15 protein-coding genes and 2 pseudogenes are annotated in these 22,555 nt (G+C 46.2%); 7 read left to right on the forward strand and 10 right to left on the reverse strand.

What is annotated here, in order from left to right:
* Window positions 1–156: 156 nt before the first annotated feature.
* From dapD to L4B77_RS06210, 4 genes are all read right to left on the reverse strand, one after another.
* A complete protein-coding gene (dapD, locus tag L4B77_RS06195; protein WP_372039738.1) occupies window positions 157–1,188 on the reverse strand; it encodes a 2,3,4,5-tetrahydropyridine-2,6-dicarboxylate N-succinyltransferase in 1,032 nt (343 codons plus the stop codon).
* A gap of 301 nt (window positions 1,189–1,489) precedes the next feature.
* Window positions 1,490–2,131: a MarC family protein gene (locus L4B77_RS06200; protein WP_429749198.1), complete on the reverse strand. Its 642-nt coding sequence runs from the start codon at window positions 2,129–2,131 to the stop codon at window positions 1,490–1,492.
* A gap of 348 nt (window positions 2,132–2,479) precedes the next feature.
* A complete protein-coding gene (locus L4B77_RS06205) occupies window positions 2,480–2,773 on the reverse strand; it encodes a YebG family protein (protein ID WP_046224544.1) in 294 nt (97 codons plus the stop codon).
* A gap of 88 nt (window positions 2,774–2,861) precedes the next feature.
* Complete coding sequence (locus tag L4B77_RS06210) at window positions 2,862–3,758, reverse strand: LysR family transcriptional regulator (protein WP_261839049.1); 897 nt, start codon at window positions 3,756–3,758, stop codon at window positions 2,862–2,864.
* A 159-nt stretch (window positions 3,759–3,917) separates the two neighbouring features.
* Here L4B77_RS06210 and L4B77_RS06215 point away from each other — a divergent pair, with 159 nt between their 5' ends.
* The 4 genes from L4B77_RS06215 (at window position 3,918) to recD (ending at window position 14,807) form a co-directional block, all read left to right on the forward strand.
* The gene (locus L4B77_RS06215) at window positions 3,918–4,913 is read left to right on the forward strand and encodes a TDT family transporter (protein WP_489686495.1); all 996 of its coding nucleotides are present in this window, start codon (window positions 3,918–3,920) and stop codon (window positions 4,911–4,913) included.
* Between the two features lie 127 nt (window positions 4,914–5,040).
* Window positions 5,041–8,517, forward strand: a complete 3,477-nt coding sequence (recC, locus tag L4B77_RS06220) for an exodeoxyribonuclease V subunit gamma (protein ID WP_429749201.1) — start codon at window positions 5,041–5,043, stop codon at window positions 8,515–8,517.
* A 405-nt stretch (window positions 8,518–8,922) separates the two neighbouring features.
* On the forward strand, window positions 8,923–12,597 hold the full coding sequence (gene recB, locus L4B77_RS06225) for an exodeoxyribonuclease V subunit beta (protein WP_429749203.1): 3,675 nt from the start codon (window positions 8,923–8,925) through the stop codon (window positions 12,595–12,597).
* Window positions 12,597–14,807 carry an exodeoxyribonuclease V subunit alpha gene (gene recD, locus L4B77_RS06230; RefSeq protein ID WP_429749205.1) on the forward strand — a complete coding sequence of 737 codons (2,211 nt, stop codon included), beginning with the start codon at window positions 12,597–12,599 and terminating at the stop codon, window positions 14,805–14,807. The genes recB and recD overlap by 1 nt, the downstream gene beginning before the upstream one ends.
* An 80-nt stretch (window positions 14,808–14,887) precedes the next feature.
* Here the strand turns inward: recD and L4B77_RS06235 are convergent, their stop codons facing one another.
* Together L4B77_RS06235 and argA are read right to left on the reverse strand one after the other, a co-directional pair.
* Complete coding sequence (locus L4B77_RS06235; protein WP_004735192.1) at window positions 14,888–15,079, reverse strand: hypothetical protein; 192 nt, start codon at window positions 15,077–15,079, stop codon at window positions 14,888–14,890.
* A gap of 283 nt (window positions 15,080–15,362) precedes the next feature.
* Window positions 15,363–16,700, reverse strand: coding sequence for an amino-acid N-acetyltransferase (gene argA / locus L4B77_RS06240; protein WP_261839053.1), 1,338 nt, complete (start codon window positions 16,698–16,700; stop codon window positions 15,363–15,365).
* Window positions 16,701–17,100: 400 nt separating this feature from the next.
* On the opposite strand from argA, the gene mltA reads away from it, so the two are divergent.
* From mltA to csdE, 3 genes are all read left to right on the forward strand, one after another.
* Window positions 17,101–18,213: a murein transglycosylase A gene (mltA, locus tag L4B77_RS06245; RefSeq protein WP_261839680.1), complete on the forward strand. Its 1,113-nt coding sequence runs from the start codon at window positions 17,101–17,103 to the stop codon at window positions 18,211–18,213.
* Window positions 18,214–18,326: 113 nt separating this feature from the next.
* Window positions 18,327–19,136 carry a tRNA cyclic N6-threonylcarbamoyladenosine(37) synthase TcdA gene (tcdA, locus tag L4B77_RS06250; RefSeq protein ID WP_017059899.1) on the forward strand — a complete coding sequence of 270 codons (810 nt, stop codon included), beginning with the start codon at window positions 18,327–18,329 and terminating at the stop codon, window positions 19,134–19,136.
* Between the two features lie 37 nt (window positions 19,137–19,173).
* Complete coding sequence (gene csdE / locus L4B77_RS06255) at window positions 19,174–19,602, forward strand: cysteine desulfurase sulfur acceptor subunit CsdE (protein WP_429749208.1); 429 nt, start codon at window positions 19,174–19,176, stop codon at window positions 19,600–19,602.
* A 69-nt stretch (window positions 19,603–19,671) separates the two neighbouring features.
* Here the strand turns inward: csdE and csdA are convergent, their stop codons facing one another.
* The 4 genes and pseudogenes from csdA to L4B77_RS06275 form a co-directional block, all read right to left on the reverse strand.
* Window positions 19,672–20,883 (reverse strand): cysteine desulfurase CsdA, encoded by a 1,212-nt coding sequence (gene csdA / locus L4B77_RS06260; protein WP_429749210.1) that lies wholly within the window; start codon window positions 20,881–20,883, stop codon window positions 19,672–19,674.
* Between the two features lie 87 nt (window positions 20,884–20,970).
* Complete coding sequence (gene panE / locus L4B77_RS06265; protein ID WP_429749212.1) at window positions 20,971–21,864, reverse strand: 2-dehydropantoate 2-reductase; 894 nt, start codon at window positions 21,862–21,864, stop codon at window positions 20,971–20,973.
* 110 nt (window positions 21,865–21,974) lie between these two features.
* Window positions 21,975–22,262: pseudogene (locus L4B77_RS06270) on the reverse strand (outer membrane protein OmpK); the annotation flags it as partial.
* A 164-nt stretch (window positions 22,263–22,426) separates the two neighbouring features.
* Window positions 22,427–22,555, reverse strand: a pseudogene (locus L4B77_RS06275) (IS91 family transposase); the annotation flags it as partial.

Genomic DNA, 22,555 nt, shown 5'->3' on the forward strand with positions numbered 1-22,555 from the left:
TCGAAAGGTCTGCGCTTTTTTATCGTCTATTGCTTTTTCGGCGGCTTTCTGATGAAAAAAAGCCGCTGGATTTAACCCCAACGGCTCTATATGTTCTAGCATCTAGCATCTAGCATCTAGCATCTAGCATCTAGCATCTAGCATTTAGCGCTTAGATTAGTTGTTGCTGTGTAGCTCGCTGTTCAGTTCAATAGCAGACTTGTTTGCAAGACATTCGATTTGGCCAGTCACAGAGTTACGACGGAACAGCAGATCAGAAACACCAGCGAGGTCGCGAGCTTTGATGATTTCTACTTCGTTGCCTTCTTTATCTAGCATACGAACCTTAGTCCCCGCAGTCACGTAAAGACCAGACTCAACCGTGCAACGGTCGCCCATAGGGAAGCCAAGACCCGCGTTTGCACCTAGTAGGCAGTTTTCGCCGATAGAGATAACCATAGTACCGCCACCAGACAGAGTACCCATGATCGAAGCGCCGCCGCCGATGTCTGAACCGTTACCGACAACAACACCTGCAGAGATACGACCTTCAACCATGCTCACGCCAGTTGTACCAGCATTGAAGTTGATGAAACCTTCGTGCATGACTGTTGTGCCTTCGCCCACATGTGCGCCAAGACGAACACGAGAGGTGTCAGCAATACGAATACCTGTTGGTACCACGTAATCGACCATTTTAGGGAACTTGTCTACGCAATCTACAGACAGAGCGCGACCCGCAAGGCGAGCTTCGATTTGACGCTCAGCTAGCTCTGGAAGATCGATAGGGCCTTCGTTTGTCCATGCGATGTTGTGCAGTAGACCGAAGATGCCGTCCAGTACCGTACCGTGTGGTTGTACTAGGCGGTTAGAGATAAGTTGTAGCTTGAGGAACCCTTCAGCCACTGATGCTGGCTTGTCGTCCGTTGCAAGAATAACCAGCACAAGTGGCTGTTCAGACGCTGCCGCTTTTTCTGCGAAGGATGCATTAGCTGCATCATCGTTTGCTGCGAATGCTTTCGCCAGTTCTGCGCTTTGTGCAGCAGAGATTTCGATAGCTTGGTTGCCTTCAGTGTAACCTGCAACTTCACCAATCGCTGAGACTAAAGCGTCGCTTGGGTTGAGAAGTGGGTTAGGGAAGAACGCTTCAATGATTTTATTGTCGCGATTTTTGGTTGCCGTACCGAAGGCTAGTGAAAAGTAAGCCATGTTGAATCTCCATGTGTTGAGTCTTGATTTTGCTATTTATAACAATGGCTCAAATAAAAAGCGTTGCCGTTAGCAAAGTTCATTTAATTTAATGACATTCATCATAAAGAGAGCGCCCTCGTTATGAAAGGGCGCATTGGGATAAAGTCTGTAAAATGATATTGCTTGTCTTTTAAGAGATAGTTTCTCGAAATGAGTGCTGACAGGTACGCTTGTTATCGAACGGAGCCACGATCATCGTCTTACAGAACGACTATCGCCTCACGGGCTCCTTATCTTGGTACTTTTATGACTAGCACCTCTAAATAAAGAGCGCTTTATAAGCCTGCTCTATCCCTTCAATTAACATCTGCATACCGATAACGGCAAGGATCAACCCCATCATTCGGGTTATCACATTTAATGCACTTGGGCCGACAGCTTTCACGAAGCGTTCGCCAAACACAAACAGCACGTAGGTTAAGATACACAGTAGGCCAAAGGCGACGATGGTAATGACGGTTTCGTAAATCCCCTCTGTACTCGCAAAATTCATCGCGGTAGCAATGGTGCCAGGGCCAGCCAGTATCGGCATAGCGAGTGGTGATACGGCGATACTGAGTGCGGCATCTTGTTGAGCGTCTGAGTTGACCTTCTCTTTTGCCTTCGAGTGTGTTGAGTCACCTTGCAGCATGTGAAAGCCAATCAAGAACACTAGGATCCCGCCTGTGATGCGAAGTGCGTAAAGTGTGATACCAAACAGGTCGAAGATCAGTTTGCCAGAAATGGCAAAAGTACTGACGATGATAAAGGCGAGTAATACTGAGCGAAAAGCGATCGATTTTACCGTTTCTCTATCATTATCACCGGTTAATCCGAGAAAGATTGGTGTATTGGCGACAGGGTTCATAATAGCAAAGAAGCCCATGAACACGGTAATGGTATGAATGATGAGCTCTTTCATATTATTCCTTCGAAAAGATTCAGTTAAATACTGATGGCTTGTGTATTTAATCTTAGTGACAAATCATCTTTAGACATAGATAGTAGAGCAATAGTGGATAAAAAACAGCCAACATAAGGCGGGCTCTTTGGTTTTAGTGATAGGCGTAGCGTTTTGGTCTTCCGCTAGGATCGATTAACGTTTTTTTTCGGTAGGTTCTGGCATTTCCCGCTTGTTGTTCGGCGCTTTGAGATTCGCAAATGTCGTCGTTAGCATGAGCTCATCATATCAATGAAGTATAAAAAAACGCCAATAACGGACTCTGATGGGAGAGGTTATTGGCGTTTTTTAGAGAAAGGTATCAGCTAGTTATGCTGCATCTTCTTCTGCATCTTCAACAGCTTCAAGCTTCTTCGCTTTTTTCGGAGCGGGTTTGCGCTTAGCACCTAATGCGTAAAGCACTTCTTCTTTGTTCTTCGCTAGATACATAGCAAGTTCTTCTTGCTTGCCTTCATCTTCAACTAAATCGCTTTTGCTTAACAGTTCAAAAAGCTCATCAGCCATATCCAGCATTTTGTCGTATGCGTCAGCTTCGGCTTTAGAGGTAAAAGTCATTTTCTCTTCTCCGTTGCGTTCCACCACGTACTTGACGATAACAGCCATGGTTAATCCTCTAAGTTTGATAAATTTTACTGGCTTTTTATACAGTTTATGATGTGAAAAGTCCAGTTGATGGCCGAACTATGCGGCCTCAATCTTGATGTGTAGCCCAGTCTTCACAATAACTCATGAAAGATTTCAGCAGTGGGCTTTGATATTTGTCTTTGTGGACCAGTATCCAGAATCGGCGTTTCATGTCGAGTGGGACATCGAGTACTTTAACTCGGCCGGAATCAATCGCTCGTTGTGCGGCTAATCGTGATAAACAGGCAAGCCCAAGCCCAGCAGATACCGAATTGATAATCGCTTCTGTGGTGTTGAGCTCAAAGGATTCATACCAGTGCTCGATACGCGGCGCGACGGTACGCAGGAAAAACTCTCGAGTCCCTGATCCTGATTCACGCAGAATCCAGTGACTGCCTTCTAAATCTTGTAATGAAACTTTATTCTGTGACACCAGAGGGTGTTGATTACTCACGATAATACACATTTCATCGCTACTGAACTGACTAGAGAGCAGCTCTGGATGGAGCGTTTTTCCTTCAATTAACGCGATATCCAGTTCGTAATCCACCAACTTTTGGCAGATCAAGGCACTGTTTGAAATGAATAAACTTTGATCTTGATGCTGAGTGAGCTCACGAAAACCAGACAAAATAAACGGCGCAACCTGATTACCAATCGTGTCGCTCGCACCAACCTTTAGATTGCCGCTTAAGGGTTGATCATCTCGGAACAAAACATCAATACCAGCAGCACGATGTAATATCTCATCCGCTAAAGGGAGTAACTTATGTCCCTCTTGGTTGAGAATCAATCGGTTGTTGACCCGGTCAAATAGCGAGTGGCCGAGTTGTTTTTCCATTTCGCTTAGCGCCATGCTGACAGCGGCCTTAGATAGAAACAGAGCCTCAGAGGCCGCCGTCAATGTCGAGTGCTGGGTAATAGTGACAAATACTTTGAGTTGTTTGATTGAAATATTGGCCATCAGCTTCCTAGCTTTACATGAGGGGAGAAATTTATGTTTAGTTTTTCTAAACGCTTGTTATATATAATTGGATATTATTTAACGAAGTGCAAGCTTATTATGGCTTCAACAAGCTGATGATTTCACAAGTTTAGTGGATTAAGTTTAAGAGAGGCTGACATGATTCAACGTATTAAATATCGATTAACCGGTGCTCCAACACCTATGGCTGGGTTAGCTCTTGCCATTGCCAGCTTAGGTTGGTGTTGGGATGGGGTTTTAACTACACAAGGTATTTTACCCACTCCGGGCTTGGTGCAGTGGTTCAGTGCCGCTATTGCGGCAGTGTTACTTCTTGTTTTAGCTGTGAAGTTTCTGATTCACGGTCACTTATTACGTGAAGATCTTGCTCACCCCGTTGTTGGAAGTGTTGTGCCAACATTCGCGATGGGGTGTATGGTCGTGTCGGCTTCGTTAGCGCCAATCTCTCCATTCTTGCAAGAAGCGCTGTGGTTAGTTTCGGTTGCTTTACATGTCGTGTTCTTAGTGAGTTTCTTATACCACAGAGCAAAACAGTTTGAGATTCACCACATGGTGCCAAGTTGGTTTGTCCCTCCGATTGGTATTATCGTCGCAGATGTGTCTTTCTCAGGTAATCCAACCTTAGAGCCCGTTGCGAATGCTGTGTTGATGTTCGGTTTGTGGGCTTATGCTGTTATGTTGCCCCTCATGGTTTATCGTCTGATCTTCTCTGACGAAGTGCCTGATGGAGCAAAACCAACGATTGCGATCATGGCCGCGCCAGCCAGTCTATCTTTAGCCGGCTACCTAACGGTTTCTGTGAATCCATCGCCGGTTATCATCGGTCTATTGTTTGGTATTGCAGTGCTAATGACGCTCATCATTTATGTAGCATTTTTCAAACTACTACGCTTACCATTTAGCCCAGGTTATGCGGCGTTTACCTTCCCCATGGTGATTGGTGCAACGGCCTTGTTAAAATTGGCAGCATGGATGCAAGTGCAAGGGATTGAAGCACATTACATCAACCAAGTGTTCAGCCTAGCGTATCTTGAACTCATCGTTGCTACTGGGGTGGTTGGTTATGTCGCCGTTCGTTATTACATGAATTACAAACCTCATCGTGTTCTAAGCGTGGTAGCCGGTAGATTGTAATCTGCATTAGTTCAAAAGATAAACGGACCTTAAGTTTTCAGTATTTCATCAGCTTATATTGCTAATCCAAACTCAGCACTTATGCTAATCTGGCTTTATATTGTGGCAAGATTAGCGTGAGTGCACTTTGTTTACTGTTTACCATTCCAATAAAGTTGATACTTTAAAAATTCTTCTCGTTCACTTAATCAAAAGTGAGCCTTTAGCCAATCCTTTCGAAAAAGAGCAAATCTTGGTGCAGAGCCCGGGTATGTCTCAATGGCTTAAGATGGAACTCGCTAAAGAGTTTGGTGTAGCAGCAAATATCGATTTTCCTCTTCCTGCGACTTTCATTTGGGATATGTTTACCCAAGTGCTTCCTGATGTACCGAAACGCAGTGCTTTTAACAAAGAAGCGATGACGTGGAAGCTGATGAGTTTGCTACCCGCTAAGCTTGACGACCCTGATTTTTTACCCCTACAGCGCTATCTTGAAAACGACGAAGACAGCTCTAAGTTGTACCAATTGGCCGAAAAAATTGCCGATATTTTCGATGGCTACTTAGTGTATCGACCTGAATGGATGGCGATGTGGGAAGCGGGAGAGCCCGTTGCAGAACTGATCGATGATGAGGGACAGCAAGAGCACCCTTGGCAACCGATATTGTGGCAAGCGCTCTATGAGCAAACGCTGTCCCAAGGCCAATCTAAATACCACCGTGGCAACTTGTATCACGACTTTATTGAAGCGCTAGCCAATCAACAAGGTCAACTGCAGCACCTTCCTAAACGCTTGTTTGTGTTTGGTATTTCTTCGTTGCCGCCTCGTTATATGGACGCGTTGAAAGCACTCGGTGCTCAGATTGATGTTCATTTGATGTTTACCAACCCCTGTCAGCATTACTGGGGCGATATCCGTGATCGCAAATATTTGGCAAGAGTCGAAGCGCAGCGCCGCAAGCAGTTTGCTCTGGTTGATGGTCTACCTCAGCTTGAAGGCGAAGCCTCACCATTGAAAGATGGCATTGAAGCCAATATTGAAGACGAACTGCATACCAGCCAAGCTGTCGGTAATAGCTTGTTGGCGTCTATGGGTAAATTAGGCAGGGATAACCTGTTCTTGCTATCTCAATCAGACAGCGAAGAGCACGAATTCTTTATTGATGTTGAGAGAGACAGCCTACTGCATCAGCTGCAAGCCGATATTCTCCAGTTAGAAGAACATCAAGACGACCACATCTTAGATTCCAGCCACCATAAACAGGTGGTTGAACTGGGTGACCGCTCGCTGACCGTGCACGCTTGTCACAGCCCAATGCGTGAGGTTGAAGTTCTTCATGATCAGCTGTTGGCGATGTTTGATGCCGACCCGACCCTGAAACCACGCGATATCATCGTGATGGTGTCTGACATTAATGCTTATAGCCCAGCGATTCAGGCGGTATTTGGTAATGCCCCAGGTGAGCGTTATATCCCTTACTCGATCTCGGATAGAACCGCCGACCAAGAAAGCCCAATTCTGACGGCCTTCATGCAGTTGGTCGCGCTACCGAATACGCGTTGTTTAGCGTCTGAGTTGTTAGAGTTGTTAGAAATCCCAGCAATGATGGCGCGTTTTGGGATTGATGAGTTTCAATTCGAGCAAGCCAAGCAGTGGGTTGAAGAAGCGGGCATCCGTTGGGGTGTCGACTCTTCTACCGCAACGGAATTTGATCTACCTGCAACCGAGCAAAATACGTGGTTGTTTGGTATCCAGCGCATGTTACTGGGCTATGCGATGTCCGATTCTGCGGGTTTATTTGAAACCGAACACTCTCCGATTGCCGCTTATAACGAAGTTCAAGGCATTAACGCCGAACTTGCGGGTAAGTTAGCGCACTTTATCGATCGTATCGCTCATTACCGCCAGCGCCTGACTGAAACTCAATCGATCGATATGTGGCGTGAAACCTTGCTGACAATGATGGATGATTTCTTTGCGGTTGAGCTGGAAGGCGAGGTAGTACTTAAGTCGATTCGTGATGCACTTTCACAACTGAACGAACAGCTTGATGATGCCTTGTACGAGCAAGAACTGTCGCCAAGCATTATCTACCAGTACTTGAATAATAAACTGTCGGGTGCGCGTATTAGCCAACGCTTCTTAGCGGGGCAAGTTAACTTTTGCACTCTGATGCCGATGCGTTCCATTCCGTTCAAAACCGTCTGTTTGTTAGGTATGAATGATGGCGTTTATCCTCGCTCAATGCCTCCTGAGGGTTTTGATTTAATCAACGGATGCTCTCGGCCGGGTGACCGTTCTCGTCGTGATGATGACCGTTACCTATTCTTAGAAGCGATACTGTCGGCGCAAGAGTGTCTGTACATCAGCTATGTCGGCCGTTCGATTCAAGACAATACTGAGCGAGTGCCGTCGGTGCTGGTTTCTGAGTTGATGGAATACTGCCAGCAGAACTACTGTTTAAGCGAAGACCGAGCCTTACCAAGTGATGACTCAGGTATTAAGCTGACTCAAGCGATCAGCTTTGAACACACCATGACACCGTTCAGCCCAGCTGCGTTTACTCAAGGTGATGCGAGCCATGTGCTGAGTTACGCCAAAGAGTGGCTTCCAGCGGCTAACCGTTCCGGTGAACGCAGTGGTGAATTCAACCGTGCATTGGATGATTATTTGTTGGGGGCAACGTATCCGTTAGAACTCGACTTGGTTGAGTTGCAGCGTTTCTGGCGTTTACCGGTGCAGTACTTCTTTAATCGTCGCCTAAAAGCGGTGTTTGAACCGCCACTTCCTGTAATGGAAGACGATGAACCGTTTGTACTTAATGGCCTAGAGAGTTTCCAACTTAAAGATGCGCTATTACAAGTGTTGCTGGAGCACCCAGAAGGTGCAGATGAAGCCGTTCGACAGTTTGTCTCTGAGCAAAAAGCGCAAGGTCGATTACCGATTGGCGCTTTCGGTGATATCGAATTTGAAACCAACCGTGTGCAAGCAGAAGACTTAGCCAAAGAGATTCGATTTGTCAGCGGTTCACCACAGCAAGATCTTGAAGTGAATATCGAATTTGATGTATTGGGTGAAGGTAAGCCTGTTCGTATGATGGGGTGGTTAACTCAAAACTATCAATCAGGTTTAGTGCGTTTTCGTAGCGGAAAAATCCGCGCTCAAGATTACTTAGCGGCTTGGATTGACCATTTGTGTTGTACGGTGATGGGGCATGGAAAAACCACCCATATTATTGGTTACGACAGAAAAGAAGGTGTGGTTCATCAAACGCTACAACCGATTGGTGATGCGCAGCAGGCAAAGAGTTTGCTGGCTGAGCTAGTGCGATTGTTTTATCAGGGTATGACCACACCATTGCCTTACTTTCCGAAAACGGCATTAGCTGGGGTTGAAGCGGGTTTTAGCCGTGGTCAATGGGTCGATGATGAAGAAAAATCACTCAAGAAAATGGCTGATACCTTTAATGACAGCTTCGCCTTTACGGGGGAGGGCAGAGATACTTACATCTCTCGAATCTGGCCTAAGTGGGATGATGAACTGGCTGCTCAGTCGCGTCTGTATTCGACGCTTGTGTTGCAAGCGGCCAGACTGGCCGCTGCCGATCTGGACGATCAGGAGTAAGTCATGGTGATCCGTAAGATCGCCAACGATACGATCGGTAAAGGGATGCGCTTATCAAAAGATTCGAGGAAGTTGGGCGTAGACTCGATAAAAGCGATAGAAAACGGATTGCAGGAAGTCTGGGTACAGGAAATAAAGTGGCCGCCAGTAAATCATTATTAGTGTAGGGCGTTTGCTGTACGGCCACAGGTCAGAGGGACCATTATTCTGTGGTTCAAAGTTACGCATGAGTATAAAACTCTTAAGCGCTTCCGAACTCGTGGGCGCATAGTAGCGAGTCGATCGGAATGGGTCCGTGAGTGAGATCGCACTAACCATTAACCAATTTGTGTGGGCGTTAATTGAATGACGTTTTCCATGCTAGGTCACATTTGTAACAACACATTTATCAGAAGGCAGTAAGGCATGACGACCACAAGCAGTGTTCAGGTAATCGCTCCAAAAACACTCGATACCATGACGTTTCCACTTCATGGCGCGCGTTTAATTGAAGCATCGGCCGGTACGGGGAAAACATTCACCATTGCTGGCTTGTACTTGCGCTTACTGCTCGGACACGGTACGGCCGCGCCGCAAGGTGATCTGACGGAAGCCACACGACACCATGAGCCACTCACCGTAGACCAAATTCTGGTGGTGACCTTTACTGAAGCGGCAACCGCAGAGCTGCGAGATCGTATCCGCGCTCGAATCCATGATGCTCGGATTGCGTTTGCTCGTGGGCAGAGTGACGACCCGGTGATTGCGCCTTTGTTACAAGCCATTGATGATCATGCTGGCGCAGCGAAAACTCTTCTTAACGCAGAAAGACAAATGGATGAGGCTGCGGTCTACACCATTCACGGTTTCTGTCAGCGGATGTTGACTCAAAATGCCTTCGAGTCTGGAAGCCGTTTTGACAATGAATTTGTAACCGATGAAAGCCATCTGAAAGCGCAAGTGGTCGCCGATTACTGGCGTAAGCAGTTCTACCCGCTACCTATTCAACTGGCAGGTGAGGTTCGCAATATCTGGGGTTCTCCTGCTGCGTTATTAGCGGACGTAAATCGTTATCTGACGGGGTCTCCGCTCAAGCTGACAGTCGATGCGATGTCGGGCGACCTGCAAACTCTGCACAATCAAAACCTAGACAAAGTGAAGCAACTTAAAGCGTTATGGTGCGAATCCGAAGCGGACTTTTTGGCTTTGATCTCTGGATCGGATGTGAATAAGCGCAGCTACACCAAGAAGTCTTTGCCGACTTGGTTAGAAGCGGTAACAGCATGGGCGCAGAGCGACACCCATGATTACCAGTTCCCAGATAAATTAGAGAAGTTCTCACAAGCCACTCTAAGCGAAAAAACACCAAAAGGTACCGCACCTCAACACGCGGTGTTTGAGGCGATTGAGGAATTCTTAAACTCTCCTGCAGACCTGAAAGCCCCGTTATTGGCACATGCGATCACCCATTGTCGAACTATGTTAGCCAAGGCTAAGCAGCAGAAGCAGTGGTTATCATTTGATGATTTGCTGACTCAGTTATCCGCGTCGATTGATGTGGATGAGCAATCCCTGCTGGTGGAGAGAATCCGCACCTTATACCCAGTCGCGATGATCGATGAATTCCAAGATACCGATCCGCTGCAGTACAGTATTTTTAGCCGAATCTATCTCGATAATCCGCAGTGTGGTCTGTTTATGATCGGTGACCCGAAACAGGCTATTTACGGATTCCGTGGCGCAGACATCTTTACCTATATCAAGGCGAGAAACCAAGTTAGTGCTCACTATACGTTAGGCACTAACTGGCGTTCGAGTGCTGACATGGTCAGTGCGGTAAACCAAGTGTTTATGAATTCGGATAGCCCGTTTATCTACGACCAAGACATTCCATTTTTGCCCGTCGCAGCCAGTCCATCGGCCGACAAACGCCAATGGGTGATGAATGGTCAAACTCAGCATGCACTGACCTTTTGGCTGCAGGATGCAGAAGATAAGCCATTGCCGAAAGGCGAATATCACAAAGCCATGGCCGAGGCGACCGCCAGTCAAATTCAAACCATTCTGACTGCATCTCAAAATCAACAAGCCTATTTTGATAACGGCAAAAAACAACATGCCGTGAATGCGGGTGATATTGCTGTCTTAGTTCGAACCGGTAGTGAAGGTCGCCTGATCAAGAACGCGCTATCGGAGCAAGGCATCGCGAGTGTGTATTTGTCGAACCGAGACAGTGTATTCACCAGTTTGGTCGCACAAGATATTCAGCGTTTGTTGCAGGCGGTGCTGACGCCTGAAAACGACCGAGCATTACGCGCAAGTTTAGCGTCGGAATTGTTTGCTCTGGATGCGGCCTCATTGGACGAACTCAACAATGATGAAGTGGTATGGGAAAACGTCGTTAACGAGTTTAGAGAATATCGTAAGTTGTGGCTACAGCGTGGCGTGTTACCCATGCTGCGCAGCGTGATCAGTAAACGACATCTCGCGGAACGCTTACTGGAAGAAGAAAATGGTGAGCGCTCACTTACTGATTTGATGCACATTGGCGAATTGCTACAGCAAGCCAGGCAAGAGCTCGACAGTGACTATGGTTTGTTGCGTTGGTTGGCAGAAGCGATTTCCGATGCTCAAAATGGTTTAGGCGGCAGTGAAGATGACATTCAACGCCTTGAATCAGAAAGAAACTTGGTTCAAATCGTTACCATTCACAAATCAAAAGGCTTGGAATATGACCTCGTATTTTTGCCGTTTGTCGCGAGCTACCGTGAAGCGAGCGAAGGCAAGTTCTACGATCATGATTCAGATACCACAGTACTGGATATTACTGGCAGCGATAGTGCCTTAGCACAAGCCGATAAAGAGCGATTGGCGGAAGACTTACGCTTGATTTACGTGGCGCTGACTCGTGCAGTATATGGCTGTTTCATTGGCATGGCACCGCTACGTAAAGGGCGTTCAACCAAAGAGCCAACTGGCGTTCACTTGAGTGCTATGGGCTATTTGGTTCAAAACGGACAAGAGCAAGGTATTGCCGAGTTGCATCAAGCTCTATCGGCAATTGAGGGTAAGAATTCAAGTGTATTACTGTCTGAAACACCTACCGCTCACCAACAAATTTTTGTGCAAACAGAGCAAGTGAGTGACGACTTACAGGCCAATGAACTCAAGACTTCAATTGACCGAGCTTGGCGTATCACCAGTTACTCAGGGTTAGTCAAACAGGGCAGTCACGGTGCGAGCCATGATGCGACTATTGAGGTGTCTGGTTTCGATATTGACTCGGCGGATGAACAAGACGAGTCGGAATTGATTGAGCCTGAACGTTCGATATTCACATTCCCTCGCGGCGCTCGTCCGGGCACTTTCTTACACACCCTATTTGAGGATGTTGAATTTACTGAGCCTGCAACCAGCGAACATAATACGCAAGTCATCACTCACTTATTAGAGTCCGAACAATACGAACTCGAGTGGTTACCCGTGCTTCAACAGCTTGTCGATACGGTGCTGAACACCGCGTTGGATGGCAAAAATCTAAAACTTAGCGAGAAAGACTCAACGCAACGCTTAGTCGAGATGGAATTTTTGTTGCCGATCGAAGTGTTAGCCGCATCGGAATTGAATCAAACCATTCAGTATCATGATCCGCTATCAGCAAAAGCCGGCGACTTAGGCTTCCAAACCGTGCAAGGCATGCTGAAAGGCTTCATCGATTTAGTGTTTGAACATCAAGGTAAATACTATGTTCTTGACTGGAAATCGAATCATTTAGGTGATGATGTTGCCGTCTACCATGGTGAAGCATTGAAATCGGCGATGGCCGACCATCGTTACGATCTTCAATATCAAATTTATGCGTTGGCACTGCACCGCTTCCTGCGCAGCCGCGTTGCAGATTACAGCTATGAACTCCATTTTGGTGGGGTTTATTACTTGTTCTTAAGAGGAATGGACGGTCAATCACAACAAGGTATTTTTTCGGCGAAACCCACATTGGCTTTGCTCGATGAAATGGATCAATTGATTGAAGGTAAAGTGATAGACAGACGCTCAGTACAATTGAATGACGGTGAAAGTGGACAGATGGGGCTTTTATAATGACAACGACTATGCAAAATGCGAACACGGTAAAGCCTGTTTCACTTATCCCTGATCAGCTTATGGATATACTTAATTTCCTAGCAGATAAGGGTTCGATTCGCCAATTGGATTATCAATTTGCCCGTTTTATTGCGCAGCAAGCCACGAGTCATTCTCAAGAGATTGGCTTTCTGGCTGGCGTTGTAAGCCATGAATTAGGCAAGGGGCACATTTGTACTCAGCTTATACAACAGCATACGGCGGCCCCTGAACTAACGGCAGATCTTGCTCAGTTACTTGGTTTGTATGGTGAGACGGCACTGCAACTGAACCAGAAATTGTTAGGTATTGATTGGGCGACGGTTCTGCAATCGTCAAACTTAGTGGGTACGACCAAGGATTGTGTTAAGCCGCTAATGTTCGATGGGCAACGTGTCTACTTGCAACGTTATTGGAATTACGAAGTGGTGTTGGCTGAGACCTTAAACCGTTTAAGTAAGCCTGTAGAGTTCAATACTGAGCAGAAAAAATCGCTGACAGAAACGTTGAATCAGTTGTTCACACGCCGTTACCATTTTCTGTTTAACGCCTTAACCAAGGCCGAAGAAAACCAACAAACTTCGCAGGTGTTACGCCAACAGTTGGTGTGTGACCATCTTGATATTGTTGATGAACAGGCTCTAGATTGGGGGGCAATCGACCAAGCTATTGTACACGTTAAGCAAGTGACAGACTTAGATGTACTGGACGGCTTGGTTCCGTTATCGGCATGTTTGAACTGGCAAAAAGTCGCCGCAGCGGTAGCGCTGAGTCGTCGCTTTGCGGTGATTTCCGGTGGGCCGGGTACCGGTAAAACCACCACGGTAACCAAATTACTGTCGGCGATGGTTGAGCAATCTCTCAGCCAAGGAAAAACACCGACGATTAAGCTGGTGGCTCCGACGGGTAAAGCGGCAGCACGTTTAACAGAGTCGATTGGTAAAGCGATTGAGCAGCTGCCTTTAGCGCCTGAAGTTAAGGCCAACATACCGACAGAATCCAGTACTTTACATCGATTACTCGGTGCGATTCCTAATCGAGCGGAATTCAGACATAACCGACGCAATCCACTTCATCTGGATATCTTGGTGGTGGACGAAGCTTCAATGGTCGATCTGTCGATGATGTATAAGCTGGTGGATGCACTTCCTGAGCACGCAAGGCTCATCTTATTGGGTGATAAAGACCAACTTGCTTCAGTAGAGGCAGGTGCTGTGCTCGGTGATATCTGTTCGTTCAACTCTGCAGGGTACAGCACAGCGCAAGGCAATTTAATTGCAGAGATGACTGGCTTTGATGCGATAGCCAAACCGAGGCAAGTCAAAGGTGGATTGGTGAATCCACCTGCGATTGCAGACAGTTTATGCATGCTGCAGAAGAGTTATCGTTTCGATGCACGCTCCGGTATTGGTCAACTGGCCAAAGCGATCAATAACGGCTCTGCGAATCAGGTCGATCAAGTGTTCGGTAAAGGATTTGATGACATCGAGAATCACCCTCTGTCGAGTGACAGCTATAACTTGATGCTGCGTACCTTGGTTAATGAGTATGGTGTGTATCTCAACCGAATGAATGTGCCGCTAGAAGAGCTAGAGACCCAAGAAGCACGCGCAAAATCGGTTCTTGACCTGTTTAGTCAGTGTCGATTGTTGTGCTCCATTCGTGAAGGGGACTTTGGTGTTAAAGGTCTCAATCATAGAATTGAAAGGGCGCTTGCCGCAAGACGTTTAGTGAATCCGCATAACGATGAGCTTTGGTATCACGGGCGCCCAGTCATGGTGACGCGCAATGATCATGGCTTAGGTTTGTACAATGGTGATATTGGCATTTGTATGCTTGAAGCCGACTCAACGCATCTAGAGTCAAATGAGGCGAATGCCACGCCTCGACTGAAGGTCTATTTTGAGTTGCCAGATGGCAGCGTGAAAGCGGTACTACCAAGCCGAGTGCCTGATCATGAAACGGCTTATGCGATGACGATACACAAATCTCAAGGTAGTGAATTTGATCTGACCTTAATGATCTTGCCGCCAGATTTCAGCCCTATTTTAACGCGAGAGCTTATCTATACCGGTATTACACGCGCAAAGAAACGACTGATGATATTCAGCGATACAAACGTGTTGAAACGTGGGATTAAGGTGAAAACAGAGCGGGTCAGTGGGTTAGGCCGTCGCTTAACGAACTAGTGGTTAATGGCCGCGAGAAAGGGCTTGAATTTAGAGCGAGATAAACACAAAGCAACCATCCCTGGTTGCTTTGAACGTGATTAAGACTCTTTGCTTAAAAACGCTCGAGTAAACGATATGTGGTTTATCTTGTACTTTGCTTGGCAATTCAAAATAAACTCTTTTAGATTCTCGCTCACAGGGAACACGCAGTGTACGTCTAGCCCTTCTAAGAATTGGTTATCAGCCATATCCCAAAAACTTTGCAGCGAGTTACAAACAATGGTTCTCATATCAATGTTGCTCTTTTTGCTGTCTATATTAACGAGCAGAGCTAATGTTAGCGTGCTGACCGTCAACGGGTATAGCAATCCGTGCAGTGACCACCACAATGAGTTCGATACGACCATTTAGATGGCAATTCCAATAAAAACATTTGTTAATATTATTAAAGCGCAGAAATTCTATACAATTAATTGCGTGAGTGGAAGTGCATATTTTATGAATTTCACATAGTAAACGATTACATGTGCAATTATTTTTCTACAAATTTGAGAACTTGATCAATAAATTTATTTATACATTTAGCGCTAAGATCTTAGAGTTTCTCTGATAGTTGTATAGACCTTGTTTTTTCATCGGTAACTCATCCACCCCTATTTCGTAAAAGCCCTGCTCGCGGAACCAATGAAGACTGTGCGTAGTAAGCACAAATATTTGCTCGATATTGAGAGATTTGGATTGATGACGCATGTAATCCAGCAGTATCTGTCCACGGTCTCCATCTCGGTAGTCTGGGTGGATAGCCACGCAGGCCATCTCTGCCATGTGATCTTCTGGGTAAGCATATAACGCAGCGCAACCAATAATCAGTCCATCTTTTTCGATGATAGTAAAACGGTGGATCTCTTGTTCTAACTGTTCTCTTGAACGGCGAACGAGGATGCCTTGTTCTTCTAATGGACGAATGAGGTCAAAGATGCCACCAATATCATCAATTTGTGCTTGCCTTACTTGCTCGGCACTCGCCATGACCACTTGAGTTCCAATACCATCAAAAGAGAACAGCTCTTGGATTAATGCACCGTCCACTTTATAGCTGATTAGATGGCAACGAGGTACACCTGCCCGGCAAGCGGCAATCGCCCCCTTTAAAAAACGCAGTGTGCCAGTGCTCATGTCTTCGGCAGGGTTTTGAGATTGAGTTAGGCGTTGTAGTATTTGTTTGGCGTCTGTTGGGAAAAGTTCGGCGAGCACATTTCCGTTTTGATCCATCACCCCCTGTTCGGAGCAAAAGCCAATCAGCTTGTCGGCTTCTAAACGAATAGCGACTTGAGTCGCGACCTCTTCAGAAAGTAAGTTAAAGCTTTCCCCAGTGACGGAACTGGCAATCGGGCCGAGCAAGACGATAGAGCCTTGGTTAAGCGCACGATTAATCCCTTCAATGTCGATGCGACGAATGCGTCCGCTGTGACAGTAATCCGTACCGTCATCCACACCTAGCGGCTGAGCGGTAATGAAGTTACCACTCATCACATTGAGTTGAGTACCAGCCATCGGGGTGTTATTGAGACTCATTGAAAGCCGAGCCGTGATAGCAAGTTGCAATTGGCCAGCAGCCTGCATCGCAACCCCCAAAGAATATTCGTCAGTGACCCTAATATTCTTGTGATAAGGCGTATGGCAATCTTGTTTTGCCAACAGTTGATTGATCTGTGGCCTTGCTCCATGGACGAGAACAATCTTTACCCCAAGACTGTGGAGCAGAGCAATATCATTAATAATGTTGCCAAAATTTCTATCAGCAACCGCTTCGCCTCCCAGCATAATGACCATGGTTTTGCCACGGTGCGCATTGACGTAAGGGGTTGATTGTCTAAAGCCTTTTACTAGCGCTGTACTTCTTAATTTCACAGAACAAGTCCATTTGTTTATTTATTCGATAATTTAGCATTTAAATTCACTTTCAAACAACCTGTTTTTGATGTGAAGAGCAAACTATTCTTATCGAGATTCCATTATCTGAGCGGTCTCAGTGTCAAAGGTGCACGGCGCCATTATGAGTAGCCTCTGAGTGCAACAAGCTCTTGCACACAGAATAAGAACGATGAAATAACCCAAGGTCTCGCTCTCGACAGCAAGGCACAGCAACGAAAGCAATCTAATTTGAATCACACATTATGTGATGGGTGAATTTGTACTGAATATCAGTAGTGTGTCGGTGTGGGGATCGGTTATCTTATTGTAAACTCTTACAATCTAAGATTGTGTTATCGGGCCATTTTTGTCATCCTCGCTGCATAGAATTTTTAGGATAATTTTTGTGATTAAAAAATGGCTTCCCCTTGTTGCCGCCTCTTTCTTATTTGGCTGTGCTCAAACAACCGATCGCGCTCAACAACATCTTGATGGTGAGTTTCCTCGTATCTTAAATAAGGTCGATCTGGTTGAATCCAATAAACCAAGAGACTACACCGCCTTTGCCGAACAAGCTGAGATAGTGGTTTCAAAATCGCCTTCGATGGCTAAGATCTACGGACCGCTTTATCAGCAACTCAATGAATGGGCGATGCTAAGTGGTGATCCTAGCGAACTCGCGAACTTTGGCATTCAAACTGCTCAACTTGGTGGGGGGGATAAGCAAGGTAATGTTTTATTTACAGGCTACTTTTCGCCTGTGATGGAACTGCGCCATGAAGCGAATGAAGATTACCGATTCCCGGTTTATGGCCTTCCTGATTGTGATAAAGAGTGCCCAACTCGTGAAGAGATCTACAACGGTGCACTAGAAGGCCAAGGTCTTGAGCTCGGTTACGCTGCAAATCGTATTGATCCGTTTATGATGGAAGTGCAGGGCAGTGGCTTTGTTCACTTTGGTGACGACGATACGCTTAAATATTTCGCTTATGCTGGTAAGAACAACAAAGCTTACGTGAGTATAGGTCGAGTATTGATCGATCGAGGCTTAGTTCCACGTGAAAAAATGTCGCTAAAAGCCATCAAAGAGTGGGTACTGGCAAACGATCCTGAAGTGGTCAAAGAGTTGCTTGAGCAAAACCCTTCTTTTGTTTTCTTTAGTTCCAGAGAAGACTTGTCGGTGATGGGCAGTGCCGGTATTCCATTATTACCCATGGCCGCGGTCGCTGGGGACCGATCTATTCTTCCGATGGGAACGCCAATTCTGGCAGAGGTTCCACTATTGAATGCTGATGGTACTTGGAGCGGCGCGCACCAATTAAGACTGTTACTGGTTTTGGATACGGGCGGCGCGGTTAAGCAAAACCATTTGGATCTCTATCATGGTATGGGCCCACGAGCGGGTACTGAAGCCGGTCATTACAAACATTTTGGTCGAGTGTGGAAACTTGGCTTAGATGGCAGCGCAACCGAAGCGCCTTGGGCTTTACCTCCTGAGAAGATCGAGTAAATGAGAATGAAATAGGGCATTGAAAGCGAATCGCTAATCCCCTAGACTTTTTATTCAAGAGTGCGTATAAAACGCACTCTTTTCTTTTTCTCAGAAATAAATTGGCGGCAATAATGCGTGAATTGACCACTCCTGCTTCAGAAAACTATGACCAACGATTTGGTGGCACTCGTCGCCTATATGGCAATAGTGAAGTCGACATACTCAGAGCCGCACACGTGTGTGTGATCGGTATTGGTGGGGTAGGTTCGTGGGCGGTTGAAGCGCTTGCTCGTACTGGTTTAGGTGAGCTGACTTTGATCGATATGGATGATGTATGTGTGACCAACATCAACCGTCAGATTCATGCTATGTCGGGTACCGTCGGTAAGAGTAAAATCGAAGTGATGGCTGAGCGCGTTAAGTTGATTAACCCTGAGTGTAAAGTTAACCTGATTGACGACTTCATCGGGCCTGACAATCAGGCTGAATATCTATCGAAAGAGTTCGATTTTGTGTTAGATGCGATTGATAGCATGAAAGCTAAGGCTTCACTGCTGGCCTATTGTCGTAGCAACAAAATCAAAGTGATCACCACAGGTGGTGCGGGTGGTCAAATCGATCCGACTCAAATCAAGGTGGCCGATCTGACGAAGACGATTCAAGATCCGCTCGCGAAGAAGCTCAAAGATACCCTTCGTCGTCATCATAACTTCCCGAAGAATCCAGCGCGTAAGTTTGGTATCGATTGTGTGTTCTCAACTGAACAGCTGAAATACCCTCAAGCTGACGGCAGCGTATGTGCTGCGAAAGCGACAGCAGAAGGTCCAAAACGCATGGATTGTGCGACGGGTTTTGGTGCGGCAACGGTTGTAACAGCGACGTTTGGCTTTGTGGCGGTTTCGCGTATTGTCGAAAAGCTGATTCAAAAGCACGCTAAGTAATCTCTTCTACTCAATTAAAAATCGACTGGATATTAAAATGACCACATTCCCAAGCTCTCCATTCGGCACTGAAATTACCCATGATGATATTGTCGCGAAAATGCAGACATTCAGCGGCTGGGAAGACCGTTATCGGCAAGTGATTCAATGGGGTAAGAAACTGCCAACGATGCCTGATGAACTGAAAAGTGAGCAGGTGATTGTCTCTGGTTGTGAAAGCCAAGTGTGGTTGGTTTCTCAAAATATCGACGGTGTTTGGCGCTTTTGTGCTGATTCTGATGCGCGTATCGTTCGCGGCCTGATTGCCTTAGTGATGGCTGCGTATGATGGAAAAACATCAGAGCAGGTTCAAGCGTTCGATATTGATGGTTACTTTGAACAAATCAGTCTAATTACCCATTTAAGCCCATCTCGCGGGAACGGCTTAAAAGCGATTGTTGCTCAAATCCAAGAGCTAAGTGCTTAACATCTCTTAGGTACACAGAAACAAAAAGGGTTGACGCTAAACGCCAACCCTAAATAATGTCGCTACTCGCTAAAGCATATCAACGGCTTTTTCTATCGCCGCGACGAGCTTTTCAACATCATCCATGTTGTTGTAAATACCAAATGAAATTCGAACCGTTCCTTTCACATTAAGTGCATCCATTAATGGGTGAGCACAATGATGTCCTGCACGTACTGCGATACCTTGCTGATCCAGTAGAGTCGCTATATCTTGATGGTGAACACCATCCATCACAAAAGTAATCACACTTGCGTTGGGTTGATACCCTAAAATCTGAATGTCATCCAGTTTACTGAGCGCAAGATAAGTCTCGTGTTGTAGTTGGTGGATATGATTTTCGATATCTTGTTGTGCAAACCCACTCAACCATTCTATTGCAGTACTTAATGCTATCGCTCCTGCTACATTTGGTGTGCCCGCTTCGAATTTGCCAGGCAGTTCGGAAAAAGTAGTGCCAGAGAAAGAGACGCGCTCAACCATTTTGCCACCACCGTGCCAAGGGGGCATGGCTTCGAGCAGTTCTAGTTTGCCGTAAAGTACGCCAATCCCCGCGGGTGCGTAGAGTTTGTGGCCTGAGAATACGTAGAAATCCGCACCTAAAGCAGTAACATCAGTCGGCTCATGAACGATTCCTTGCGCGCCATCGACCACCACAATGGCATTCATCTTGTGTGCTTTTTCGATGACGGCTTCAATTGGCTGACGAGAACCTGTCACGTTGGTTATCTGAGCTAATGCAACAATCTTGGTTTGTTCATTTAATCGATCAGCAAAGGCTGTTAGGTCAAATTCGCACTCCGATGTCATTGGTACTTTAACAACTTTAGCCCCGGTCTGTTGTGCCACAATTTGCCAAGGCACAATGTTGGCGTGATGCTCCATTTCGCTGACCAAGATCTCATCGCCGGGCTGAAGGGTGCTTCTTGCATACGTTTGAGCAATTAGGTTGAGTGCTTCGGTGGCTCCGCGAGTCCAGATGATCTCTTTCGATGATGTCGCCCCTATAAATTGGGCGATTTTGTCTCTGGCTGCTTCAAATTGACTGGTCGCGTTCGCTGTTAAGCTATGGCTGCCACGGTGAACATTGGCATTTTGTTTGGAGTAATATTGGCTAATGGCATCAATCACAACCTGAGGTTTTTGTGTGGTGGCCGCGCTGTCTAAGTAAATCAATGGTTGTTGATTGATGGTTTGTGATAGCGCAGGGAACTGCTCTCGGATGTGATTGATATCAAGCATCTATTCTTACCTAAAATCTTGAAAATTGGTGCTAGCGTTATGCTTAGCGGTATTGTTATTTTATCGCGACTTGTAAACCGTTGCTGACTAATCTTGCTGATTCCAGCGATTTTCTTGCTCTTTGACCTGAGCGAACAGCTTTTGGTTAACCGGAACGTCGATCTGATGTTTAAGCGCTGTTTTTATTAGGTATCCAGTGATGAAATCGACCTCTGTTTTGCGCTGGTAAAACATATCCTGCTTCATGGATGAGTTGTTTTGCGCTGTGGCTTGGATGACCTGTTTGACGCTTGCGGCTAATTCGTCGAATGAACAAGTGATCCCTTCGGCTTGCATAACCTGTGTGAGCTCTTTAACGATAGAGCTTAAAATACCCTCAAACTTTTGATCTGCAAGCGCACCATTCTTGATTTGTTCCAACCCAGAGAGTGGGTTGATGGCACAATTGATGGCAAGTTTACTCCATAGTGCGGTTTTTATCTCTGGGTTCCAACTCACGACAGGGAGAGCGTTATCTAATACATCGACTAAAAACGTACACTGCTGACCCGTTTGGTTAAAAGCACCCAATTGGGTTTGGCCCAATCCAGTATGAGAGACACGATAACGGTCCGGTTTGAATGCCGCTTGAGTGGTGGTCGCCAAGATTACCGGGTGCGCATTAATGTGAGTAGCGATCTTATCGACCGCGCCCATACCGTTGTGCATGAACATGAGGATGGTGTCAGAGTCTAAGTATTGAAGTAACGGAGTGGTGGCTTCTTCTACTTGCCAAGCTTTGACCGTGAAGATCACCAAGTCACTCGCTGCTAGCTTTTCGATATTGTTATTACTGAAGGGAAGGGAAGCTTGTCCATCAAGCGATAAATCAATTGTGGTGTCAGTGGCGCGACTCCACAAAGAGACATTATGACCAGCTTGAAGCAGTTTTATCGCCCATAAAGAGCCGATGGCTCCGGGCCCAACAATCGTGATGTTCACAGCAATACCGAGATAAGAAAGTGATGCTGCAAGGATAACGAGGCATTAAATGAAAGCAATAAAAAATGGCACCCGAGGGTGCCATTTAGGAAACTTTCTTAGAAGTTCGATTAGAACTTGTAAGTGACAGCTACGTAGTGGCCTACGCCAGAAGATTCAGCTTGTGCTGCAGCATTCCATGGAAGACCTTCGCCGTCAGAAAAACCGTACACATCTTTGTAAAGTTTCAGACCGTAACCAACTGCGAATTGGTTTGAGTGCCAGTAAAGGCCGTTGAACATTGCACCACCATGGCTAGATGTTGCGTATCCTTTATCTTCATCCATGCCGAATTGGTAATCAATGTAACCTTGGTAAGAGATGAATGAACCATTTTCGAAGAAGTGGAATGGCTTGAAGGTAAGGGATCTCAATGTTTCCTTACCTGAACAGTAGCGGCTTAATTCACGTCAGAATGAGTGCCTGACTGACCTAACTCCTGCTCTACAATCTAAACACGGGTGTTTAATGACCACTTTCTCGCTGTTTTCGCCATTTCAGACGCACTCATCCTACGAAAGAACTAAATTGACCTGATTTGGGATTGAACCAGAGCATGATGAACCAGCTCTGACAGCGGCTCTCCTGCTCTAAAACGAAGAAACGTCATATGGTTCCCACAAAGAATGCACTCAAATGGGTCAACCTTCAC

Source organism: Vibrio minamisatsumaniensis (assembly GCF_050337445.1).
GTDB lineage: Bacteria > Pseudomonadota > Gammaproteobacteria > Enterobacterales > Vibrionaceae > Vibrio > Vibrio artabrorum.

Bases quoted from the DNA above. Each gene is read 5' to 3' on its own strand.
- L4B77_RS06235 (WP_004735192.1), bottom strand. From the start codon at position 15,079: ATGAGAACCATTGTTTGTAACTCGCTGCAAAGTTTTTGGGATATGGCT.
- L4B77_RS06205 (WP_046224544.1), bottom strand. From the start codon at position 2,773: ATGGCTGTTATCGTCAAGTACGTGGTGGAACGCAACGGAGAAGAGAAA.
- tcdA (WP_017059899.1), top strand. From the start codon at position 18,327: ATGCGTGAATTGACCACTCCTGCTTCAGAAAACTATGACCAACGATTT.
- csdA (WP_429749210.1), bottom strand. From the start codon at position 20,883: ATGCTTGATATCAATCACATCCGAGAGCAGTTCCCTGCGCTATCACAA.
- L4B77_RS06210 (WP_261839049.1), bottom strand. From the start codon at position 3,758: ATGGCCAATATTTCAATCAAACAACTCAAAGTATTTGTCACTATTACC.
- L4B77_RS06200 (WP_429749198.1), bottom strand. From the start codon at position 2,131: ATGAAAGAGCTCATCATTCATACCATTACCGTGTTCATGGGCTTCTTT.
- L4B77_RS06215 (WP_489686495.1), top strand. From the start codon at position 3,918: ATGATTCAACGTATTAAATATCGATTAACCGGTGCTCCAACACCTATG.
- csdE (WP_429749208.1), top strand. From the start codon at position 19,174: ATGACCACATTCCCAAGCTCTCCATTCGGCACTGAAATTACCCATGAT.
- recB (WP_429749203.1), top strand. From the start codon at position 8,923: ATGACGACCACAAGCAGTGTTCAGGTAATCGCTCCAAAAACACTCGAT.
- recD (WP_429749205.1), top strand. From the start codon at position 12,597: ATGACAACGACTATGCAAAATGCGAACACGGTAAAGCCTGTTTCACTT.
- dapD (WP_372039738.1), bottom strand. From the start codon at position 1,188: ATGGCTTACTTTTCACTAGCCTTCGGTACGGCAACCAAAAATCGCGAC.